The sequence below is a fragment of the Bradyrhizobium sp. 35 genome, assembly GCF_023073215.1.
In the GTDB taxonomy this organism is placed as follows: Bacteria; Pseudomonadota; Alphaproteobacteria; order Rhizobiales; family Xanthobacteraceae; genus Bradyrhizobium; species Bradyrhizobium canariense_D.
In genome coordinates, this window is record NZ_JADPJC010000080.1 from 1 (window position 1) to 19,486 (window position 19,486).

The 19,486-nt window shown below is 62.7% G+C and carries 17 protein-coding genes and 1 pseudogene; 7 read left to right on the forward strand and 11 right to left on the reverse strand.

All coding sequences use genetic code 11. From position 1 onward, the window contains the following. Positions 1-1,434 precede the first annotated feature (1,434 nt). From IVB36_RS16160 to IVB36_RS16175, 4 genes and pseudogenes are all read right to left on the reverse strand, one after another. On the reverse strand, positions 1,435-2,001 hold the full coding sequence (locus IVB36_RS16160) for a DNA ligase (protein WP_247369580.1): 567 nt from the start codon (positions 1,999-2,001) through the stop codon (positions 1,435-1,437). Between the two features lie 889 nt (positions 2,002-2,890). After that, entirely contained in the window at positions 2,891-3,067 is a 177-nt protein-coding gene (locus IVB36_RS16165) for a hypothetical protein (RefSeq protein ID WP_247361395.1), read from the reverse strand. A 77-nt stretch (positions 3,068-3,144) separates the two neighbouring features. Continuing rightward, positions 3,145-3,975 carry an alpha/beta fold hydrolase gene (locus tag IVB36_RS16170; protein WP_247361397.1) on the reverse strand — a complete coding sequence of 277 codons (831 nt, stop codon included), beginning with the start codon at positions 3,973-3,975 and terminating at the stop codon, positions 3,145-3,147. A gap of 156 nt (positions 3,976-4,131) precedes the next feature. Continuing rightward, positions 4,132-5,927: pseudogene (locus IVB36_RS16175) on the reverse strand (POTRA domain-containing protein). A 129-nt stretch (positions 5,928-6,056) separates the two neighbouring features. Between IVB36_RS16175 and IVB36_RS16180 the strand changes: the two are divergent. Together IVB36_RS16180 and IVB36_RS16185 are read left to right on the forward strand one after the other, a co-directional pair. Beyond that, positions 6,057-7,349 carry a FecR family protein gene (locus IVB36_RS16180; RefSeq protein WP_247369584.1) on the forward strand — a complete coding sequence of 431 codons (1,293 nt, stop codon included), beginning with the start codon at positions 6,057-6,059 and terminating at the stop codon, positions 7,347-7,349. A 59-nt stretch (positions 7,350-7,408) separates the two neighbouring features. Continuing rightward, positions 7,409-10,147, forward strand: a complete 2,739-nt coding sequence (locus IVB36_RS16185; protein ID WP_247392151.1) for an EAL domain-containing protein — start codon at positions 7,409-7,411, stop codon at positions 10,145-10,147. Between the two features lie 197 nt (positions 10,148-10,344). Here IVB36_RS16185 and IVB36_RS16190 read toward each other — a convergent pair whose 3' ends face one another. The 6 genes from IVB36_RS16190 to IVB36_RS16215 form a co-directional block, all read right to left on the reverse strand. Further along, positions 10,345-11,088 carry a hypothetical protein gene (locus IVB36_RS16190; RefSeq protein WP_247392153.1) on the reverse strand — a complete coding sequence of 248 codons (744 nt, stop codon included), beginning with the start codon at positions 11,086-11,088 and terminating at the stop codon, positions 10,345-10,347. After that, positions 11,085-11,501, reverse strand: coding sequence for a phage holin family protein (locus IVB36_RS16195; protein ID WP_247392155.1), 417 nt, complete (start codon positions 11,499-11,501; stop codon positions 11,085-11,087). The genes IVB36_RS16190 and IVB36_RS16195 overlap by 4 nt, the downstream gene beginning before the upstream one ends. Then, positions 11,498-12,097: a hypothetical protein gene (locus tag IVB36_RS16200; RefSeq protein ID WP_247296978.1), complete on the reverse strand. Its 600-nt coding sequence runs from the start codon at positions 12,095-12,097 to the stop codon at positions 11,498-11,500. The genes IVB36_RS16195 and IVB36_RS16200 overlap by 4 nt, the downstream gene beginning before the upstream one ends. A gap of 92 nt (positions 12,098-12,189) precedes the next feature. Further along, entirely contained in the window at positions 12,190-13,173 is a 984-nt protein-coding gene (locus tag IVB36_RS16205; RefSeq protein ID WP_247392157.1) for a DUF3618 domain-containing protein, read from the reverse strand. 406 nt (positions 13,174-13,579) lie between these two features. After that, positions 13,580-13,765 carry a hypothetical protein gene (locus tag IVB36_RS16210; RefSeq protein WP_085395299.1) on the reverse strand — a complete coding sequence of 62 codons (186 nt, stop codon included), beginning with the start codon at positions 13,763-13,765 and terminating at the stop codon, positions 13,580-13,582. Between the two features lie 262 nt (positions 13,766-14,027). Beyond that, positions 14,028-14,312, reverse strand: coding sequence for a hypothetical protein (locus tag IVB36_RS16215; RefSeq protein WP_085361071.1), 285 nt, complete (start codon positions 14,310-14,312; stop codon positions 14,028-14,030). A 244-nt stretch (positions 14,313-14,556) separates the two neighbouring features. On the opposite strand from IVB36_RS16215, the gene rocF reads away from it, so the two are divergent. The 4 genes from rocF to IVB36_RS16235 all read left to right on the forward strand — a co-directional run bounded on the left by rocF (position 14,557) and on the right by IVB36_RS16235 (position 17,895). Then, positions 14,557-15,534 carry an arginase gene (gene rocF / locus IVB36_RS16220; protein WP_026232832.1) on the forward strand — a complete coding sequence of 326 codons (978 nt, stop codon included), beginning with the start codon at positions 14,557-14,559 and terminating at the stop codon, positions 15,532-15,534. Between the two features lie 161 nt (positions 15,535-15,695). After that, positions 15,696-16,967: a sulfite dehydrogenase gene (gene soxC, locus IVB36_RS16225; protein WP_247392166.1), complete on the forward strand. Its 1,272-nt coding sequence runs from the start codon at positions 15,696-15,698 to the stop codon at positions 16,965-16,967. Continuing rightward, entirely contained in the window at positions 16,954-17,496 is a 543-nt protein-coding gene (locus IVB36_RS16230) for a cytochrome c (RefSeq protein ID WP_247392168.1), read from the forward strand. The genes soxC and IVB36_RS16230 overlap by 14 nt, the downstream gene beginning before the upstream one ends. A gap of 102 nt (positions 17,497-17,598) precedes the next feature. Further along, positions 17,599-17,895 (forward strand): hypothetical protein, encoded by a 297-nt coding sequence (locus IVB36_RS16235; RefSeq protein WP_018454872.1) that lies wholly within the window; start codon positions 17,599-17,601, stop codon positions 17,893-17,895. A 6-nt stretch (positions 17,896-17,901) separates the two neighbouring features. Here the strand turns inward: IVB36_RS16235 and IVB36_RS16240 are convergent, their stop codons facing one another. Next, the gene (locus IVB36_RS16240) at positions 17,902-19,116 is read right to left on the reverse strand and encodes a mandelate racemase/muconate lactonizing enzyme family protein (protein WP_247392170.1); all 1,215 of its coding nucleotides are present in this window, start codon (positions 19,114-19,116) and stop codon (positions 17,902-17,904) included. Between the two features lie 167 nt (positions 19,117-19,283). Between IVB36_RS16240 and IVB36_RS16245 the strand changes: the two genes are divergently transcribed. Further along, positions 19,284-19,472, forward strand: coding sequence for a hypothetical protein (locus tag IVB36_RS16245; protein ID WP_247392173.1), 189 nt, complete (start codon positions 19,284-19,286; stop codon positions 19,470-19,472). Positions 19,473-19,486: the final 14 nt, after the last annotated feature.

The window sequence follows — 19,486 nt, forward strand, 5'->3', positions numbered from 1 at the left end:
GCTCTGGCGGGGGTGGCGGCGAGAACTCGGGTGGCGCAAAGGGGTCCAAGGTCGCGCATTCCGGAGAGGAAGGCTCCCGATCTGGAGGTGGCGGCGGTAACAAGGGCTCCTCGGGCTTTGGCGGCCAGGATGGAGATGACAAGAAGAAAAAGAATGAGCGCGATTGAAAAGGACAAGTGGAGCGCCGCTTAGCTGCTGTCTGGTGGGGGGAACATGCGCCGTCTCAAGGTGACAATCCTGGTCTTGGCATATGCGGTGATATCGCCCGCGTCTGCGCAAACCTGTTGCCCCACCGGCTGCGCGCCAGACGCCAATCGGTGCGTGAGCAGCGGTCCGCTGTGGACCAGATGCCTTCCTATCGCCTGCGCCGAAGATTCTCGAGGGCCGTCACGTGGGTCCGCGGTGAGCAAGCACAGAGCCGCCGTGCTCGCCCGCCGGCCAGCGCGTACCTACGTGGTCCCAGCTCAGATTCCCCCAGAGTGCCCATTGGTGAAACCGACCAAGGCGCAGGTCGGCGACGCGACCACTCAATGCGTGAACGTGTTGACTCGAAATGCGCAGTTGCGGGATTGCTTTTTTGAGGACGACGCCGGGAGGGCCGAAGACGAAAGAACCGGCCTGAACTGCCCCGATCGCCAAGCTGCGCTGGCGAGGCAGTGTCTAAAGCGCTGCGTCAACTATGCATCCGATACGACACATTTGGTTTGCGCCGGCAGCTATCCGAACACCGTCTGGCGTGTGTCTTTTGGAGCTATCTCGGGCTACGCCCTCGGTTCCGAGCATGTCGACCTTTGCGGCCCTCCGCTAAGAACGCTGCGGCCAGCTCCAACGCGCTGAGGTGCGCTGGACTGAGCCCTTGGCTGCCATCAGGGGCAGACAAGGGCCCGCCAACTGGCCCGGCTGGGAGCGCAGCGGCAGTGAAAGCCGCGGACGTCGCACAGTGCCGGGCGGCCATTGCCAGCGCCGCGGCGAACGGCCTTGATGGCCCACGGCAGACCCTACATGATCTCACGGGGTATGGGTTTGAGAGCTCCATGGTGTGATGACGCCCTGCATCCGCGACGGCTGCTCACCTCGGCGTGGTGCATTGATCGTGCGCGGACCGGCAGCCTCAGCAGCCGGATCAAGGCTGATGCGGCTCGATCGAATGGCGCGATCCGCGGGCAATTTTGTTGTCCACAGTGTGAGTTGCGACACACAGTATTGGCGCGACTCGTTATAAGTTTAACCCGCGCCTTCATGGCGCCTTTCCTCCCTGACCTTGAGCCCGTCGCAAATGACGGGCTTCCTTCGAGGGGCATTACAGGGACGCTAGATCTGCTGCGACGGAATCCGACTGGGCCTGGACAGTTGCAATCAAGTCCGTGCGGCATAGATCCCGCACGGACTTGATTCATTGGGAACTGGGCTACCCAATCATCAACTCCGCGGCCATCACAGCTCTCGATCCATTGCTGGGTGCCTGCGGTTCTTCACCTTGATCCAGTGCTTTTGCCTGCCGCCGCGGTAGGGCCGATCGCGATGCTTCGAGACGAGATCTTCAAGGCCCATGCGGCAGGCCGCCCGGAAAAGCTCCGGTCCGATCTCGCCGTGCTCGAATGGCGCGACGGTGATCCGGTCCGGCCGGCGGGCCAACAGCCGCTCCAAGTTGGTCTTGCGCAGGTGCAGCGGCAGATCGCGCAGGTCGTCGCCGTCGATGGCAAGGATGTCGGAGGCGTAGAGCTGCACCTCGTGCTCATGCTTGCGTGAGTGCAGCCCATTGAATTCTGAAACCCCATCAACGCCAAGGATCACCGCCTCGCCGTCAATGACGAAATGCTTCTGCCGCTTCTTCAGAGCGGCCTCGGCAATCCAGGGATAGCGCTTGGTCCAGTCGGTGCCATTGCGGGAGAGCAGGCGCACACGGTCGTTCTCCCGAATGACCATCCGATAGCCGTCGTGCTTTACTTCGTGGATCCAGTCCGGCTCCGAAGGGACCTGCTTGCACGGATCTCCTGGCAACGCGCCTCCTGGCCATGCACACCGGCTCGCCAACCACCTTTCAGCCGACCTAGGGTGGGATTGTCATTGGGCCTGCAATATTTGACCCCCGTATTGCCGCATCTGCGAATGTTACCCTGATGGCGCCATTGTCCGTCCCATGACATCCGTCCAATGGGGCACAGACAAATTTGTCCGCCGTGCGTTGCGGGACGCCTTGCAAATCCTCTTTGCTGCTGCCGAGTGAGATGTAGGCGAGCGAGCCCAGCAATTCGAATTCTTCAAAGAAGGGGGTGTAACCTTCTGACGAAAACAAGTAGTCGCCGGTCCAAGTCTGAAAGATATCATGCAGTGGTCGCTGAGGGCCGTCTTGCGCCGCTCAAGGCCGGGCACAATTTGCCACACGTTGTTCTCCCCGCCGGCCCATGCGCTGAGGAACAGGTGACCGACCACGTTTGAGGTGGTGTCGCGGTCGGTTATCAGCGGGAAGGTGAACAGTTTGAAGAGGTCCGCATATCGTCGAGCGGCCAGCAAGCCGAGGCCGTAAGCATAGAGGAAGAGCACCGCGGGATAGGTGCGGAGATTGATGAAACTTGACCTGGTCGATGTCGATCAGCAGCACCGATAGAATGGCGTGCTTGACGTAGGCCTCCCGCAGGAAGGCATCGAAGCTGCGCCGGTTCGCGAGCCTCGTCAGACCATCCGTGGTCGCGAGCTGCGCCAATCTGAGGTTGGCCGATGACAGCGCGCCAGAAGCGGACGGGACAAGAGTACTTCCTCCATTCAAAATTACGCTAGGTAGGAGCGGACGACGTGCCCGCGCTTGAGGGCACTGCAACCAGCAGGCAAATTCGTCTTAAATGCCGGTGCATAGGGCAATCCTGTGTGTTGTTGGCTCGCGACGCCCTCCTCATCCGCAACACGAACCCGGAAACTGCGAGAGGTCGATGCGGGCGATGATCGACCGCAGCAGCTTGCGAGCCGAACGATAGAGATGCCGGGCGAATCTCGGCGTCCTTGCCGCGGGCAGGCCAAAGCTTGTCGTATCGAGTCTTTTTGTATCAAGGCTTTCGATGGAGTGCGACACGTGCCTCTCCGAGATGGCGAGGCCCTTTCTATCGTGGTCGGCTCGCGGCAGCCTTGATCTGCCGCAAAGGGGCCGGACTAATAGTCGCCGGGGTTCATGATCATCGGGCTTCGTGTATCGGCCGGGGCGAGCGCGCTGCTAGCGCTGTCGCGCAGGAAGCGGTCGAGTGTCGCCTGGATCTTCTCCTTGACCGCATCGGGACCGCGATCGCTCATCTCGGTATGCTGTGCGCCAGTATGGATGATGTCGATGCCGCGCGCCTTGGCCTCTTCCGGCGTCGGCAGCACGCCGGGATCGGTCACAAAATGCGGATCCTTCGAGCGGAACGACAGGATCTTCATGTTGTCGCTAAGCACGAATGGCACCCGCAGATTGTCGAGCGTGATCACTTTCGACACCAGCTCCGGGTGCTGATGGGCGACATACATCGAAACGTCGCCACCGTTGGAATGGCCGACGAGCGTGATGTGGTCGTAGTCGGCGTTCTCCTGCCGCCGCTTCAACTCGCCCAGGGTGAAGAGGATGTTGGCCTCGCAGCGGATATAGACCTCGCGCCGCCCGACATATTGCTGACCGGCCTTGGTCATCAGCGGCGGATCGCTCGGCAAATCCTGCTGGATGCTGGCGACGAGATAACCGCGTGCGGCGAGCACGTTGGCTAAGAAGGAATATTCACTGGCCTTGACGGTATTGCCATTGCTGATGATGGCGAGCGGGAGCTTCCAGAGGCCAAGATTGGCCTTGGTCTCGTAATCGCGCCGTACAGCGATTTCGACCGCAATCGGCCGCTGGCGGGCGGCGTCGAACAGGGTCAACACCTCATGGCGGATCGCAAACCGGCTGACGACGAAATACTGGCCGACGCCGAGGACGCAGAGAAACGCCAGAACTGCAAACACCTTTTTCATGGTTCCGTCTCAAATCACTTTTGACTGAACATGGTCGTTGGGAACTCCCGGATCGAGCGATCGTGAGCAGGTTACGGGATTAAATTTAGGCAAGACTATGAGCCTGGGCCCAAAAAGGGCCGCACCTCGAGGGCTACAGCGCGAAGGACAAGGGGTTTACAGACAACCGCCCTTGCCGCGTTCGGAGCAGAGCCGCAGCGCGCTTGACAGAGTAAACAGAAAGCGCGGGCTGCGGCGCTCGTTGTCGGGCGCCCGGTAGCTCAGGGGAGGGCCACGCCGAGATCAGCCTGGAAATCGTCCGGCAGGAAGAACCGCACGCCAGCTCCGGCCGAGGTCAGCGACAGGCCCTCGCTCAGGCGGTAACCGTAGTTCCAGACTGCACCGGCGTCACCGAACGCGTAGAGCTGATAGCCGGTCCAGTAGTGGAAATTGAGCTTCTGGTCGAAGCGCAGTTCGAGCGAGCCGGCAAGACCGTTGTCACCGCTGATCTCGGCCGCGCCATAGCCGCGCCCGAAGGCCGCGCCGCCGAGATAGAATTGCTGCGAGGTGAACAGCGGCCGTGACGCCGTCTGGCTCGCAGCGGAGACCTTGAGCGACCAGACATCGTTGAGCGTCTGGTAGCGCGTGAACCAGAGGTTCAGCACGGAGAAGTTCGATGACGCGCCGTCGCGCGACAACAGGTCGTCGTCGAAATGCGAGGCACCGAAGATGTCGAGGCCCTGGCGGTAGGTCAGCGTCGCGAAATTGGTGCCGCCGAAATGATCCTGGAGCCGGTAGTCGGCGGTCAGGCTCGCGGTCCTGATGTGGTCGTTGTACCAGGGGCCGTAAAGATCATGCTCGGACACGTTGCTGAAGGTCGTCGCCGCGGTCAGGGTCAGCGAGGAGGATTGCGACTGCAATGGGACGATGCCGGCACGCAGCTCGAACGCCTCGGTCGTGGTGATGTCGCTGTCGAGGCGGCGGGCATCGCCCGGCCGAACCGCGCTGTACAGGACGGACCCGCCGAGACGCACGCCGTCGACACCGATCGGTGCATCGTAGGACAGCCGTGCGAAGCCAAGCTGGCGGGGGTCGTTGGCGATGGTCGACAGGTTGACCGCCAGCGTGTCGCCGGGGGTGAGATAGGAGTTGAACGCGCCGGTCGCGTAGGTCTGCCACGGCCCGACTGATGATGAGCCGAGATTGTCCAGACCGAATGAGGAGAAGACGTGCCAGGTCTTCAAATAGACGATGAGGCGGAAGCGGCCGGTCGCACCGCCGATCTCCTCCAGTGCGGTATCGGTGATCCGGACACCAGGTCTGCCGTTGATGAGAAAGAGCTGGCGTTCCAGCGTTGCCAGGCGCGACGGTTGCTCGGCCAGAACCGGCCCAAGCATCGGTCTCACGCCGAACTGCTCGGCGCCATCGCCTTTCAGTTCGGCCTGCACGATGGCGCCTTCGATCACCTGGATCCGGAGCAGGCCGTTGGCAATGTCCTGCGGCGGCACGATCGCCCGGCTCAAGTGAAAACCATCGGCGCGGTAGAGATCGCTGATCGCGCCGGCGATCGCGGCGAGATCCGCCTGCGAAACCTTCTTACCGACATAAGGCTGATAGACCGCGGCGATACGATCGGGGGAAACGGCCCGGGCTCCGCTGACGTTGATGCCGCGCAGCACGAACTGAGGCTTGGTAGCGCCGCCGGTGTTGGGCTGGTCGACTGTCGGAAGCCTGACCGGCGGACGGCTCAGCGATTCCCGCTCGGCTTGGTTTTCAAAATATTTCTGAGCTTGGCGCGGATCGAAGCCCGGCTGGTTCGCCTGCTGCGCGAAAGCCTGAGGAAATCCGGCGAAGAACGGCGCCAACAGCACCGCTGCGGTAACCAGATGCCGCTTCCCGACGCGCGCAACGCGCCTCTCCCCGTAGTTCGACGGAGATGTGCCCCTGATGCTATAAGGGTTCGTTAGCCACATGATTTTTCATACTTTTTTATGGTCAACGAATGGTTAACGCGACCGCTCCGGTGGCCGCTTCCTGCTAATCCTATGTTGAGTGATTTCGGATACCCCTCAAGGCGGCTGTAACGGGGACTGAGGATCGTCATGCTGAGCAAAATTGGAATGCGGTGCGCCTTGGCGGCTGCGCTGATCCTGGGAACGGCCTCCGTCGCATCCGCCGCGGACGATGGCGTCTGGTCGGTCGGCAAGGCCAGCGGCGAGGTCTGGGTCGCCACCAGCGGCGCGCAGCAGGTTTCGCTGAACCAACAGGAGGCACTCAAGCCCGGCGATACCATTCGCACCGGACGAAATGGCCGCGTGCTGCTCGTCCGCGGCGAGGAAACGATCCTGATCTCTCCCAACTCGGTGGTGGGTTTACCGACCGAGAGCAAGGAAGGCCTTTCGACCACCATCATCCAACAGGCAGGTTCGATCCTGCTCGAGGTCGAGAAGCGCAACGTCAAGCATTTCGAGGTCGAGACGCCCTATCTCGCCGCTGTCGTCAAGGGAACGCAGTTCAGCGTTACCGTGAATGCGGGCAGCACCAAAGTCGGCGTGCTCCGCGGCCAGGTCGAGGTCTCCGACTTCAAGACGGGACAGATCGCCCAGGTCCTGCCGGGGCAGGCCGCCACCGTCTTCGAGCATGGCAAGCCCGGCCTTTCTCTCAGCGGCTCCGGGACCTTCAATCCGATCGAGCACGGCAAGCCGCGCGCCTCGAGCATCGAGCGCGTCCCCGTGCCGAAATCGGGCCTGTCGGCCCCGCGCAACGCCGCGAACGGCCATGCGATCCATGCGCTCGGTCCGATCGACAAGGGCGCCAAGGCGGCCGCCGCGCCCAAGCCATCGCAACAGGCGGCCGGAGTTCACGCGCCCAAGGGCGGTGCTGCCAAGGCTGATGCTGCAAAGCCCGGCGTCGTGCGCATCTCGAGTTCGCTGGGCGAGGTCAAGCTGAACGTCCACAAGGTCACGCACGGGCTCGCCCACGGCGGCGGTGCCCCCGGACAGGCGCGCAACTCTTACGCCAGCACCGAGACGGTCTGGGGCGACTCGAAAGCGGGCACAACGGCATCCAACGGCACCGCCCAGACTGCGGTGACCACGAGCAGCGGCGTGACGGCTGGCACCAGTTCGTCGGCTGCGAGCACGACAATAGCCGCCACCACGGCCGGTGCATCCAGCGACGGCTCTGGCGGCGGCAACGGAGACTCCGGTGGCAAGACCAAACCGGACAAGGGCAAATCCGGTAACGGCAATTCCGGCAGTGGGAATTCCGGCAATGGTAACGGCAACAACGGCGCCACCGGTAACGGCCGGGGTAACAACGGCAACGGCAACGGCAATGGCGGCGGCAACGGCAGCAATGGTCACGGCAATGCCCTTGGCCACAACAAGCACTGAGGCGATGTCTTAGGGGATGAGGGGGCGCACCTGCGGAAGCGGGTGCGCAGGAGGATCGGGTGGGACGCTTTCGGCCGCATATTCTTGTCGTGACAGCGCTGGCGATCGCGCTGTCCACGGGGTGGCATGGTGCGCTTCGCAACGCGCTGACCGACCTGCGGTTCGCCTGGCAATCGCGTGCCGCGACCGGCAATGTCGTCGTGGTGGCCATCGACGCGCCCTCGATCGATCAGATCGGGGTGTGGCCCTGGCCGCGCCGGCTGCACGCGGAACTGTTGCACAGGTTAGAGGCCGCGGGGGCGCAGGACGTCGCTTTCGACGTCGATTTCAGCTCGCCATCCGATCCGGCCTCCGACGAGGCTTTCGTCAAAGCGCTGCGTGAGGCCGGGGGCTCGACCATCCTGCCGTCCTTCAAGCAGCCCGCGCCGAATGGCGGCGCAGCTCACATCAATCGCCCCCTGAAGCCGTTCGGCAACCAGTCGTGGCCGGCGCTGGTCAATGTCGCGATCGAATCCGACGGGCTCGTTCGCCGCTATCCGTTCGGCGAGAAGCTCGGCGAGGCCGTGATGCCGTCGATGGCCGTCGTGCTGGCCGGGCAGGACGCCAATCGGCGGCCGCCTTTCCTGATCGATTTCAGCATTCGGGCGGGCTCGGTTCCGAGTGTCTCCTACGTCGACGTGCTCCGCGGCGAAACCGCCACTCTCGACAAGCTGAGAGACAAGAAGATCATCATTGGAGCGACGGCGCTCGAACTCGGCGACCGCTTCAGCGTTCCGAATGGCCGCATTATCTCCGGACCCATCCTCCAGGCGCTGGCAGCGGAATCGATCCTCCAGAACCGGATGCTGCGCTGGACCTCTGATACCGGCATGATCCTGGGTCTCGCTGGGATCTGCCTGCTGATGGTGTATTCGTGGCGCCGCTTGGGACCGGGAATTCGCGCCGCAATCCTGATCTCGGTCGGGGCGGTTTTCGAGCTGTTGGCGGTCCTCGTGCAGGCAAGATGGCCCTTCATCATCGACACATCGCTGTTCCACATCGCGATTGTCGCCTATCTGACGGCAATTGCACTCGACGAAATCGATTTCCGAGGTCTCCTGGGGCGCATCGCCGAAAGCCGCTTTCATCGTATCGCGATGTCACTCGGCGATGGCCTCATCTGCACCGACGAAGATCAGCTCATCACCGTGTGGAATCCCGGCGCCAGTGCGATCTTCGGCTATCTGCCCGCCGAGATCATCGGCCGCCCGTTCGAAACGCTGTGCGCCGTGTCGGTGGACGGTGACGCGAGGCCGTCCACGCGCGACGCCGCGCGCCAGGCACTCCTGGTCCCTGGCGGGGCGGTCGTCGTCGAGTTCGAAGGGCGGCGCAAGAACGGTGAAACCTTCCCGGTCGAGGCGAGCTTCTCGGGCTGGCAGGGAACGGACGGCTTCCAGTACGGAGCCATCCTGCGCGATATCTCGGTCCGCAAGCGTGAGGCCGAACGCGTCAGATATCTCGCCGAGTACGACGCGCTGACCGGTCTTGCCAACCGCAACACGCTGCATGCCGGACTGGTCGGCATGATCGCGGATGCGGGGCAGCGCCCTTGCGAGGTCGCGCTGCTCGTGATCGGGCTCGACGGCTTCCAGAGCATCAATGACATGTCGGGTCATTCGGCCGGAGATCTCGTGCTGCAGGCGGTCGCTGGTCGCCTGAGAGCCGAGGCGCGCGGCGCTGTCGTTGCCCGGCTTGGCGGAGACGAATTCGCCATTGCGCGCAAAGGCGCCGATGGCGACGAGCCGATCGCGGAGTACGCCGAGCGCATCGCGCGCGCCTTCGAAGCGCCGCTTGCGACCGGCACGCGGCAGCATCGCGTCAGAATCAGCATCGGCGTCGCCATCCATCCGGAAGGCGGGCACAACGCCGACGATCTCCTGAGCAATGCCCATCTCGCTCTGAGCAAGGCAAAGCTGACCCGGCGGGGCAGCCATGTGATCTTCGAGAGCGCGATCCGGGAGGAGCTGGAGAACCGGCTGACGCTGGAGAGTGAATTGGCGCTTGCCGCCGATCGCGGCGAGTTCGAGCTGTTCTACCAGCCCCAGGTTCGCCTGGTCGATGCCAGCCTGGTCGGGGCCGAAGCGCTGATCCGCTGGCGGCATCCCGTGCGCGGCTACGTTTCGCCAGGAGAATTCATGCCGGTGGTCAATAGCTCGGCCCTGTCCGAGCGGATCGGAAACTGGGTGATGGAGACCGCCTGCCGTCAGGCACGCGCCTGGGAATTGTCCGGCGACAGAGTGCGCGTCGCGATCAATTTGTCGCCCTCGCAGTTGCACTCCGGCGATTTGGCGCATTCGGTTGCGGGGATGCTCGAAGCGACGGGGCTCACGCCGTCGCTGCTGGAGCTCGAGGTCACCGAGGACATCCTGCTTCATGACGAAGCCCGCGTGCTCGACATGTTCAAACGCATCCAGCAGCTCGGCGTCCGCGTCCTGTTCGACGATTTCGGTACCGGGTATGCGAGCCTGAGCTATTTGAAGAAGTTTCCGCTCGACGGGCTCAAAATTGACCGCTCGTTCGTGCTCGGTCTGCTCGCGGATTCCGACGATGCCGCGATCGTCGGGTCGACCATCGGTCTCAGCAAACAGCTCGGTCTCACGGTCGTGGCCGAAGGCATCGAGACCCGCGCGACGGCCGATTTCCTGGTGAGCATGGGATGCGAGGAAGGCCAGGGCTATTTCTTCGGCCGTCCGATGCCGGCGGAAGCATTCGAGCGGCAATTCTTCGCAGCCGAGTGCGCCGCCGTCAGTGCCGCCTGAACACTTGAGCTTCGCGATCAAGATCCCATAAGGTCGCTTTCAACAGCCACTTCTGAGCGATGCGAAGCAGATCTACTGCTACGAGGAGCGCTGATCACGAATCGGGAGCGCGAGCTGGGCCCCTAGATGATGCGCTGATGTTGTACGCGGAATAATTCGGAAGAGTCGCCGCGGACGTCGCGACGACTCTTCAGTGGTCACAGCACATTAGGCGACTTGGCCCTTTCACGGGCTGCTTCGACTGCATCCATCCCGGTCTGCCTGATTCGATCCAGAGCCTCGCCGCCGGTATCGGAGACCTCTGCTAACAGCGTGTCGGAGTTTTCGCGCAACGCCTGCGAGACGGCACCAACACGGGTGTTCAGGTCGGCCTTCACAGCATCGCTGGTCTCTCCGACATACTCATTCTCAATGTCGGTGGTTCTAAATGCCCCTGCGACTGCGGCGCCAATGGCCAAGCCGACGACGCCAAGCACCAGCGGTTGCTTTTCGAGCACATCAGACAATGACGACTTTGCTTTTGAGACGGCTTCGCCGCCCGGAATCTGGTCGCGCACTTTAGCGAAGCCGTCCCGCGCCATCTCTAGGCCGTCCTCGAACTGAGCCCTCATCTTGTCCGCGGTTCCTGACAGAACGCCGGATGCAGCGTCCTTGGCTGACTGCAACGTGTCTTCGCCATCGAGGGACCCTATGTGATCCATTTCGGGCGCCGTGGGCGGCGCCGCAGTGCGCTGGATCGCCGATGCCGCAGTCCGCATCGTGCTCACCCCGCCATCGACCACACTGGACGCGGCGGCCGCCGTCGACCGAGCTGCGCCCTTGATCCTGTCTTCACCAGCCATAAGCCACAGCGCGCCGCCTCCAATTAGAACGGCGGCAAGGGGATTTTCCTTGGCCGCTGCGACCAGATTGTCGAAAAAGCCGGTTTGCGTGCTCCTCATCGGACCATTCCCTTCACGGTGTCCTTGTCCTTTTCCAGCTGCCGGATGGTCTCCCGCGGCGCAAGATTACGGGCGTCCATCCGATTGATGCCGACCGCAAACAGCACGCACGCAATGGCGCCAGCGAGGATCGCGGATGTCAGGTAGGAAAGCGGTTGCGACCATCCCGCGGAGATCAACGCCGCCGACAATGCGAACAGCGCCATCACAATGGCGGGGGTCACCAGAAGGGCGCCACCGGCAATGAAGCCTGCTGCTCCCGTTATCTTCTGCACTCTGTCGCTGAGTTCAGCCTTGGCCAAGTCGATTTCGTTCTGGAACAGCTTGGCGAACTGCCCCATCGCGTCCGCTACAAGCGTGGAGATGGTCCGAAGATCGTTCTGGCTTGTCTTGATATCGTGCTGAATGGTCATGATACGCTGCCGCCTTTGAAGGACGTCGTTCGCTGCGGATTGTTGCCGGATACCGATGAGCCCTGCATGGAAGCCTGCCCGGCTCCCGTGGAAGACGTGCTTCCGCGCCACGTGTCGCCCTGCGTCGACGACGTTCCACTACTCATCCCAGGTCGCGATGAAGGCGAGTCACCGCCGGAGGCCTTCAGGAAACGGACGGCGGCGAAACCGGCGAGCACCGAAACGCCAAGGAAAGCGGCAGGCTGACGCTTTGCGAAATCGGTTGCGCCATCGAGGAGATCGCGGAAGCTGCCGTTGCGGATCTTCTCGGCGGTATCTTCAACATAGTCCGCGGCGGAGTTGATGCCGCGGGCGGCAAAAGGCACATCGCTCTCGAAGGCGCGAGCCGCTTCCCGAACATTGCCGGCAAGTCGCTCAATGAACTCGGCTCCAGTCCGCTGCTGCTCGCGTGCCTGGCCGCGAATCTGGTCCATGGTCCCCGAAGCGAGGTCCTTGGCCGCATCCCCGGCTTCCTTGAACTTGTCCTGGGCGATGTCAGCGGTTGCCCGGAAGGCCTCGTCGGCCCGCTGCTTCACAGTCGCTCCAGCCTCCGCCATTTGGTCCTTCAGGTTCTTCGGAGAACCCGCGTTCCGATCTTCATTTGGATTCGTGCCTCTGCTCAGGTCTAGATCGCTCATGGTGTGTTCCTTCAGGTATTGGAATTGCGGGAGGGATTGAAAGCGGCTCCGACGACGTCGTCGGCGGCTGTCTTGAGCGAGTCAGCGAGGTTCTGAGTCATGCGGCTGGCATGCTCACCGAGGCCGGCCTCGGCGACTCTGCTTGTTGCCGCGTCGGCTGCCGACATTGCGGCATCTTTGGCCGCGTCAAATCCAGACTGAGCGGCCTCGGCGGCGGCCCGCTTCACGCCGTCGCTCGCCTGGCCCATGGCCTTGGCTTCAACCTTGGTTTCCGGAAGAGCGGCTGCGATAATGGCTCCGATCGCCACCCCAAGCCCGGCGATTAGCGCGGCATTATCGCTAATGATCGCGCGAGCTTGTTGGGGCGCCCTTCCGGCAGCGTCCTTAGCTGCGGAGGCACTGTCCTTCGCCGCATCCACCCCGCTCTTGAGCTTCTCGCCAATCCTCTCGGCGGCTTGGGAGGCCTGTGCGCGTAAATCCGCCGCGAGACCGGCAGTCGAATCTTGCGCCTCGTCGGCCATGCTCGCGGCCTGATTGCGGGCGGAAGATAGTTGATCCCTGAGATCGCCTTGCATGGCGCGCGCTCGATCCGCCATGTCCTCGAAAACCTCGTTCGCCTTGTCCATCGCAGGGCCGGAAACCTCGGCGGCGCGGTCTCGCACGGTTTTCGAGGTGAGCGCCAAGCCGGCACCGATCATCAAAAGCGGCAAGGGGACACCACGCGCCAAGCGTAGGAGTGGAACCGCCACGGCGGTCCCGGCGGCCACGCTCCGCATCGGGTTGTCCATAACTTGCTGTTTCAGTCCGTCCACCCAGCTCTTTGTCGTGTGGGTGACATAGTCCGATACTTCCGACTTGATGTGCTGCGGCGACACCTTATGGCGGATGTCCTCGGCCGTCTCCGAGACCTGCTCTTTCAGCCGATCGACCGTAGCGGCCAACTCAGCGCGACTTCGCTCGGACTCACGCCTCAATTCTTCCACGGACCGCGTCATCACATCCCTCTCTCGCTTTTCGGATTTCTTGTATTCAAACTCACGGTTTTTTGAATTGTTCCTATGAGCCGCTTCGCAGTGGATTCGATCCACAGAGCGCACCTGGGATGGGCGAGAGTGCGACCTGATCTTCGTCAAAGTCGAGACCGCAATACAACTCAGGAGCCATTAGCGGCCTCTACCCCACGTGCGGCCCGGGGCGTCGACCGTCGTCCGTGGTGTGCACCGCTACTGCAAGCCCTTCTTGTCATAAGCAGCAATTTTGGTGCCGAAGAGGATCGAAAGAGCCGGAGCTGTGATTGAGGACCCAACTGGCTGAGCGCCAGGAACGAACCAGCTGAACGACAGCCGATCTCCGGTCAGGAAGGGTGGCGCACATGAGCTCTGGACGATCGCCCAGCGGCATCTAGTCAGCTTCTGGACTCGCCGTATCGGGGGCAGAAATCTGCAGTCCCGCCTCGTTGAGAGCATCCGCAATTTGCTTCGCGAGCAGCTTGGCTTCTTCAATTCCAATTTTTGCGTCTGGGTGATGTGCAAAAAATGCGCAAATGGTCGTGGAGATAATCGTATTCACCTGGTGCGGATCAATCATTCTGCGGCACTCGAAAACGCCGCTGCCTATCGCGCGACAATTAGGATGGGTTTAGTGAGGGGAGGTCCGGCTCTCATTGCGATGATGATCCAATCGCTGCAGGTCGCCCTGTTCTGCGGCGACCGACGGGGACACGCCTGCTGGGTATTTTCCGAAAGTACGCCAAGGGCACTCCTAGAAGCGCTATTTGCCTCCCAACGCTAAAGACGTTGCGCGGAAGCTCTCAGGCGCCAAGCCGAAGTGGCGCAAGTTTGATGTCCTTCTAGCGCCGACGTGCCACGGCGACGCCGAACAGGAAAGCAACGAACAGGCTGGCAAGCGGTGCTTCGCGCGTGATTGCGGCGACGGTCGCGAGGGGTTTTCCAGGCTTCCGTGCGTCGTCGATTGCGGAGGTTATGCGGTCGACAGCAGCATGAAGGCCACCTGCGATCTCGCCGACAGTGTGGGATACGTCCGTCGCTGCGTCGATGGCGCGCTCGGCCATGCCGGGATGCGAGGGGGACTGCGGGATCTCCGTGCTCAAGTGCGCGACCTCCAGGCTGATCATGTGACGGAGGCCGATACCTTTGGCTATCCGCGCGAGCGCTCGTTCTGAACAGCGGGTCGCTTGACCTTTGGCTATCCGCGACAGGCGCCGTGGTTTTTACGGCGGGTACCGGCCTTGAATGAGCAATTCGGCGCGCAAGCTTTTGTTCCGAGATGATGCGCCCCTGCGCGGACCGCCCCCCGTGAAACGACGGATGCGAATCTCTGTTAGGCTGGCTCAACCTTGCTGATCTCAGGAGACAGCTGTGACCGACCGGACTACGACGGATCGAGCCCGGCGCATCGCCTTGCTCGGCGCTCCCATCGACATGGGGGCTTCGCAGCGCGGTACCCTGATGGGCCCTGCGGCGCTCCGCACCGCCGGCCTTGCGACACTGCTCGAGAGCCTGGATTTCGAGGTCGTCGATTATGGCGATCTCTCGGTGGCCGAGCTCCGGGACCTCGCCGACAGGCCCCCAGACAAGGCCAATCACTACCGCGAAATTCAGCGCTGGACGCGCGTCCTGAGCCGCAGAGGCTACGAGATCGCAAAAACCGGCGCGCTGCCGATTTTTCTCGGCGGCGATCACACGCTGTCGATGGGATCGGTGAATGCCATGGCGCGTCACTGGCAGGAGCGCGGACGCGAGCTGTTCGTGCTCTGGCTCGATGCACATGCCGACTACAACACGCCGGAGACGACGATCACCGCCAACATGCACGGCATGTCGGCGGCATTCCTGTGCGGCGAACCCGGCCTCGACGGATTGCTCGGCGATGATCCCCGTGCCCCGATCGGTCCCGATCGGCTTGACCTGTTCGGCGCGCGCTCAATCGATAAGCTCGAAAAGGAGTTGATGCGCACGCGCCGGATCAGGGTTGTCGACATGCGCCAGATCGATGAGTTCGGCGTCGCCGTGCTGATCCGCCGCGTCATCGAGCGCGTCAGGGCTAGCAACGGCGTGCTGCATGTCAGCTTCGATGTCGATTTTCTCGACCCCTGCGTCGCACCCGGAGTGGGCACGACGGTGCCGGGCGGCGCGACCTATCGTGAGGCGCATCTGATCATGGAGCTTCTGCACGATTCCGGCGTGGTCGGATCAGTCGACATCGTCGAGCTCAATCCGTTTCTCGACGAGCGTGGCCGCACCGCGCGCACCGCGGTCGAACTGATCGGCAGCCTGTTCGGCCAGCAGATCGCCGACCGGCCGACCCCGAGCAATGCGATCGCGCCGGGCGAGTGACGGACGAGCCGTTTGTGCATTGCGAAGAAGATAACCGCCGTCGCCGCCACCGGATTTAGATCAGTCCAGATGGAAATCGCCTGTTTTTGAAACAGGTGCGAATTGCAAATGCTCGTCGCAGAATGTTTCATGTGGGTCGCGCTTCAGCCGAGGGTCCGCAAATGAGCCGCACGTTCGATGCCGACGATAAACCCGCGGGGACGACTCGCCGCCGCTTTCTGCGCGGCGGTGCTGCGGTGGCGGGTGGTACCGTCCTGGGCGCCCGCGCATCGGTTGCCGCCGAGACCGACAACCTTCCACCCAACATTCCCGAATGGATGAAGGCGCCCGGCGAACCGATGGGAAGCCAGCCCTACGGCGCGCCGTCACCGTTCGAGAAGGGCGTCGTCAAGAACATCTCGAAGACGCTCAAGCAGTACATCTCGGCCTCCAGCCGTACGCCATTGCAGGAGCTCGACGGCATCATCACGCCCAACGGACTGTTCTACGAGCGGCACCATGGCGGCGTTCCGACCATCGATCCGGCCCAGCACCGGTTGATGCTGCACGGGCTGGTCGAGCGCCCGCTGATTTTTACAATGGATGATCTCAGGCGTTTCCCGTCGGAATCGCGCGTCCACTTTCTCGAATGCTCCGGCAATCCCGGCTACAGCAAGCCTTACGGCAAGACCGCGTCGGACCTCGTGGGTCTGGTCAGTTGTGCAGAATGGACCGGCGTCAGCCTCAAGCTGGTGCTCCAGGAGGCCGGATTGAAGCCGGATGCCAAATGGATCGTCGCCGAAGGTGCCGACGCGGCTGCGCTGACGCGCAGCATCCCGATCGAGAAATGCCTCGAGGACGCCATGCTGGTCTACAGCCAGAACGGGGAGCGGCTGCGTCCGCAGCAGGGCTATCCGCTGCGGCTCTTCCTGCCGGGCTTCGAGGGCAATATGAGTGTCAAGTGGCTGCGGCGCCTGCATGTGACTGCGGAGCCGGTTTACTCGCGCGAGGAGACCTCGAAATACACAGACCTGCTGCCGGACGGCACCGCGCGTGAATTTTCGTTCTACATGGAGGCGAAGTCGATCATCACGCGGCCCTCGGGCGGCCAACGTCTGAGCGCGCCCGGCTTCCACGAGATCACGGGCATCGCCTGGAGCGGGCATGGCAAGATCGCGCGCGTCGAGATGTCCGTGGACGAGGGAAAGAGTTGGCAAAGCGCGCAATTGCAGGAGCCGGTGCTGACGCGTGCGTTGACACGCTTTCGCTTGCCCTGGCAGTGGGACGGCAAGCCTGCCGTGATCCAGAGCCGTGCCATTGACGAAACCGGCTATGTGCAGCCGACTCTGGCCGAGCTGCTCGCGGTGCGCGGCGAGAACTATTTCTACCACAATAACGCGATCTGGCCCTGGCGCATCGCGGCTGACGGCGAGGTGACCAATGCGCTGGCGTGAGACTTGCGAGATTGCTGTCGTCATCGTGCTGTGTGCGCTCGCAAGCGGAGCGCAAGCACAAAGCCTGTACGGCCTCGGACGGCCCGCGACGGCTGCGGAGATTGCGGGCTGGAATATCGATATCGGACGCGACGGCAGCAATCTGCCGAAGGGAAGCGGCTCGGTGAGCCAAGGGCGCGAGGTGTTCGCCCAGCAATGTGCATCATGCCATGGCGACAAAGGCGAGGGCGGGCTCGGTGACCGGCTCGTCGGTGGGCAGGGCACGATCGCAACGCCAAAGCCGGTCCGCACGGTCGGCAGCTATTGGCCGTACGCGCCGACGCTGTTCGACTACATCCGCCGCGCGATGCCGCAGAACGCGCCGCAATCGTTGAGCGATGAAGAGGTTTATGCGGTGTCCGCCTACATCCTGAACCTGAATGGACTGGTCGGAGCGGATGCGACGCTCGATGCCAAATCGCTTGCAGCGGTCAAGATGCCGAACCGCGACCGGTTCGTCGGCGATGCGCGGCCGGATGTGAAACACTGAGCGCCTTGGGGCGACCAGGTTCCCGTATCGGCTTGGAACTTGCCTTGGCCAAGGGCGGAACTCGCAGGACGCGATTGCATTAACCTGTGAGAGGAAAAGCCTATGGATTCCACGATGGCAACGGATCGCTTCGCAAACTCCATGTCCTCAGCGCTTCGCCATCCCGGCGTAATCGCGTTGATTGTGGCCGCGTTGACGATTGCTGCGATGCTCATCGTCGATCACGGACCATGGAATCGGGCCAAGACGCAGCCCGCCCATGTTGCGATGTACGCAACCACGGGTGAAGCCGCGCGGGCCGCAGGTGCCAAAATTCTCCCGACCGAACCGCACTCCCCGATCGAGCCGGAGCGGCCGGGGCCGAAGACGTCCCCAACCGTCAATCCAGTGACGCCGTAAGACGCTCTAGCCCTTCCGGCCATAGTTGAGCAATCCGCCGGTGGTCTTCGGCGGATGCGCGCGAAGGGCTTCCTCGTTCGGATCGGTGCCCCAGCCGGGCCGGTCCGGAATGACCAGATGGCCGTTCTGAATTTCGGGCTCATGCGTGAATAGTTCGCGGTCCCACGCCAGGCGATCGATGTCGATCTCCATGATGCGCAGGTTCGGCACGGCGGCGCAGAAATGCGCGTTCATCATCGAACAGAGATGGCCGTAGAAATTGTGCGGGGCAACGTTGACTTCGAACGCTTCCGCGGCGGCTGCGATCTTCATCGACTGCCAGACGCCGTTCCAGGGCGTGTCGATGATCGCGACGTCCATGGCCTGCTCGTGAAAATAGGGCAGGAATTCCCGCAAGCCCAATAGCGTCTCGCAGGACGAGATCGGATGCGGGCTTTGCCTGCGGATGTAACCGAGCGCTTCCGGATTGAAACTGTCGATCTCGATCCAGAACATGTCGAGGTCCGCGATGGTGCGCAGGATCTCCAGATAGCCCTCGGTCTTGGCGTTGAAGTTGCAGTCAAGCAAGATGTCGACGTCGGGACCTGCACCGTCGCGGATCGCTTCCAGATGCATGCGCAGATCGCGCAGGATTTTGCGATCGACGTTGATCTCGGGAGCGAAGGGCGAGCCGAAGCCCGGTCGCCAACCGGTCGGTTTGCCGTTATCATAGGAGAAGATGTTGGTCTTCAGTGCGGTGAACTTCTTCTCGCGCACCTCGCGTCCGATTGCCTTGACGCCGTCGAGGTTCTCAATCGGCGGCTTGTACCAGGACGGATGATTGATCCGCCACGTTGCGCAATGCGACCAATAGACCCTGACATGGTCGCGGATCTTGCCGCCGAGCAGTTCGTAGCAGGGAACACCGAGACATTTCGCCTTGGCATCGAGCAGCGCATTCTCGATTGCGCCGAGCGCCTGCGCCACCACGCCGCTGGCGGCAGGGCGGGTGGCCGCGAACAGCTCGGCGTAGATGCGCTCGTGCCGGAAAACGTTCTGCCCGACGACGCGGGCAGACAGGCGCTGGATCGCAGCACCGACGCCGGGCGAGCCGAAGCCCTCGTCGAACTCGCTCCAGCCGACGATGCCGTCCTCGGTCGTCAGCTTGACGAAGTGGTAGTTTCGCCAGCCGGCGTCGCAGGCGAGAATTTCGAGACTAGTTGCTTTCGACGATTGGGTCATGTCGCTCCCTGTTGCCCGGCTGGGCTTTTTTCTTTGGCCGGCGCAAGCCCGGCTCCAGCCACGATTGTTAGGCTAACGGCCTTGCGCAGTGAAGCCTGGCGGGGTGTGCAGGGAAGCCCCTTCCGAACGTTCTATCGGGAAACGCGGGGAATCCGGTGGGGACAGCCATGATCTTGCCCGGGATCGTCCTGAAAAGGCGCCATGCTCTGACGTTTTTGGACACAATCGGGATCGACCCTCCGGCCATGAGATTTCTGGCTGTGATTTCGATCCTGGCGCTGCTCACGATGAGTGGAGCCGCCATTTCCGATCAGTTTCTGACGGCCGATCAGCACGTCGCGCACGGGGTGGAATAGCGCGGCGGGCGTAT

Bases quoted from the DNA above. Each gene is read 5' to 3' on its own strand.
- IVB36_RS16170 (WP_247361397.1), bottom strand. From the start codon at position 3,975: ATGAAAAAGGTGTTTGCAGTTCTGGCGTTTCTCTGCGTCCTCGGCGTC.
- IVB36_RS16180 (WP_247369584.1), top strand. From the start codon at position 6,057: ATGCTGAGCAAAATTGGAATGCGGTGCGCCTTGGCGGCTGCGCTGATC.
- IVB36_RS16190 (WP_247392153.1), bottom strand. From the start codon at position 11,088: ATGAGGAGCACGCAAACCGGCTTTTTCGACAATCTGGTCGCAGCGGCC.
- IVB36_RS16195 (WP_247392155.1), bottom strand. From the start codon at position 11,501: ATGACCATTCAGCACGATATCAAGACAAGCCAGAACGATCTTCGGACC.
- IVB36_RS16200 (WP_247296978.1), bottom strand. From the start codon at position 12,097: ATGGCGGAGGCTGGAGCGACTGTGAAGCAGCGGGCCGACGAGGCCTTC.
- IVB36_RS16205 (WP_247392157.1), bottom strand. From the start codon at position 13,173: ATGACGCGGTCCGTGGAAGAATTGAGGCGTGAGTCCGAGCGAAGTCGC.
- IVB36_RS16210 (WP_085395299.1), bottom strand. From the start codon at position 13,765: ATGATTGATCCGCACCAGGTGAATACGATTATCTCCACGACCATTTGC.
- IVB36_RS16215 (WP_085361071.1), bottom strand. From the start codon at position 14,312: ATGATCAGCCTGGAGGTCGCGCACTTGAGCACGGAGATCCCGCAGTCC.
- soxC (WP_247392166.1), top strand. From the start codon at position 15,696: ATGAGCCGCACGTTCGATGCCGACGATAAACCCGCGGGGACGACTCGC.
- IVB36_RS16230 (WP_247392168.1), top strand. From the start codon at position 16,954: ATGCGCTGGCGTGAGACTTGCGAGATTGCTGTCGTCATCGTGCTGTGT.
- IVB36_RS16235 (WP_018454872.1), top strand. From the start codon at position 17,599: ATGGATTCCACGATGGCAACGGATCGCTTCGCAAACTCCATGTCCTCA.
- IVB36_RS16240 (WP_247392170.1), bottom strand. From the start codon at position 19,116: ATGACCCAATCGTCGAAAGCAACTAGTCTCGAAATTCTCGCCTGCGAC.
- IVB36_RS16245 (WP_247392173.1), top strand. From the start codon at position 19,284: ATGATCTTGCCCGGGATCGTCCTGAAAAGGCGCCATGCTCTGACGTTT.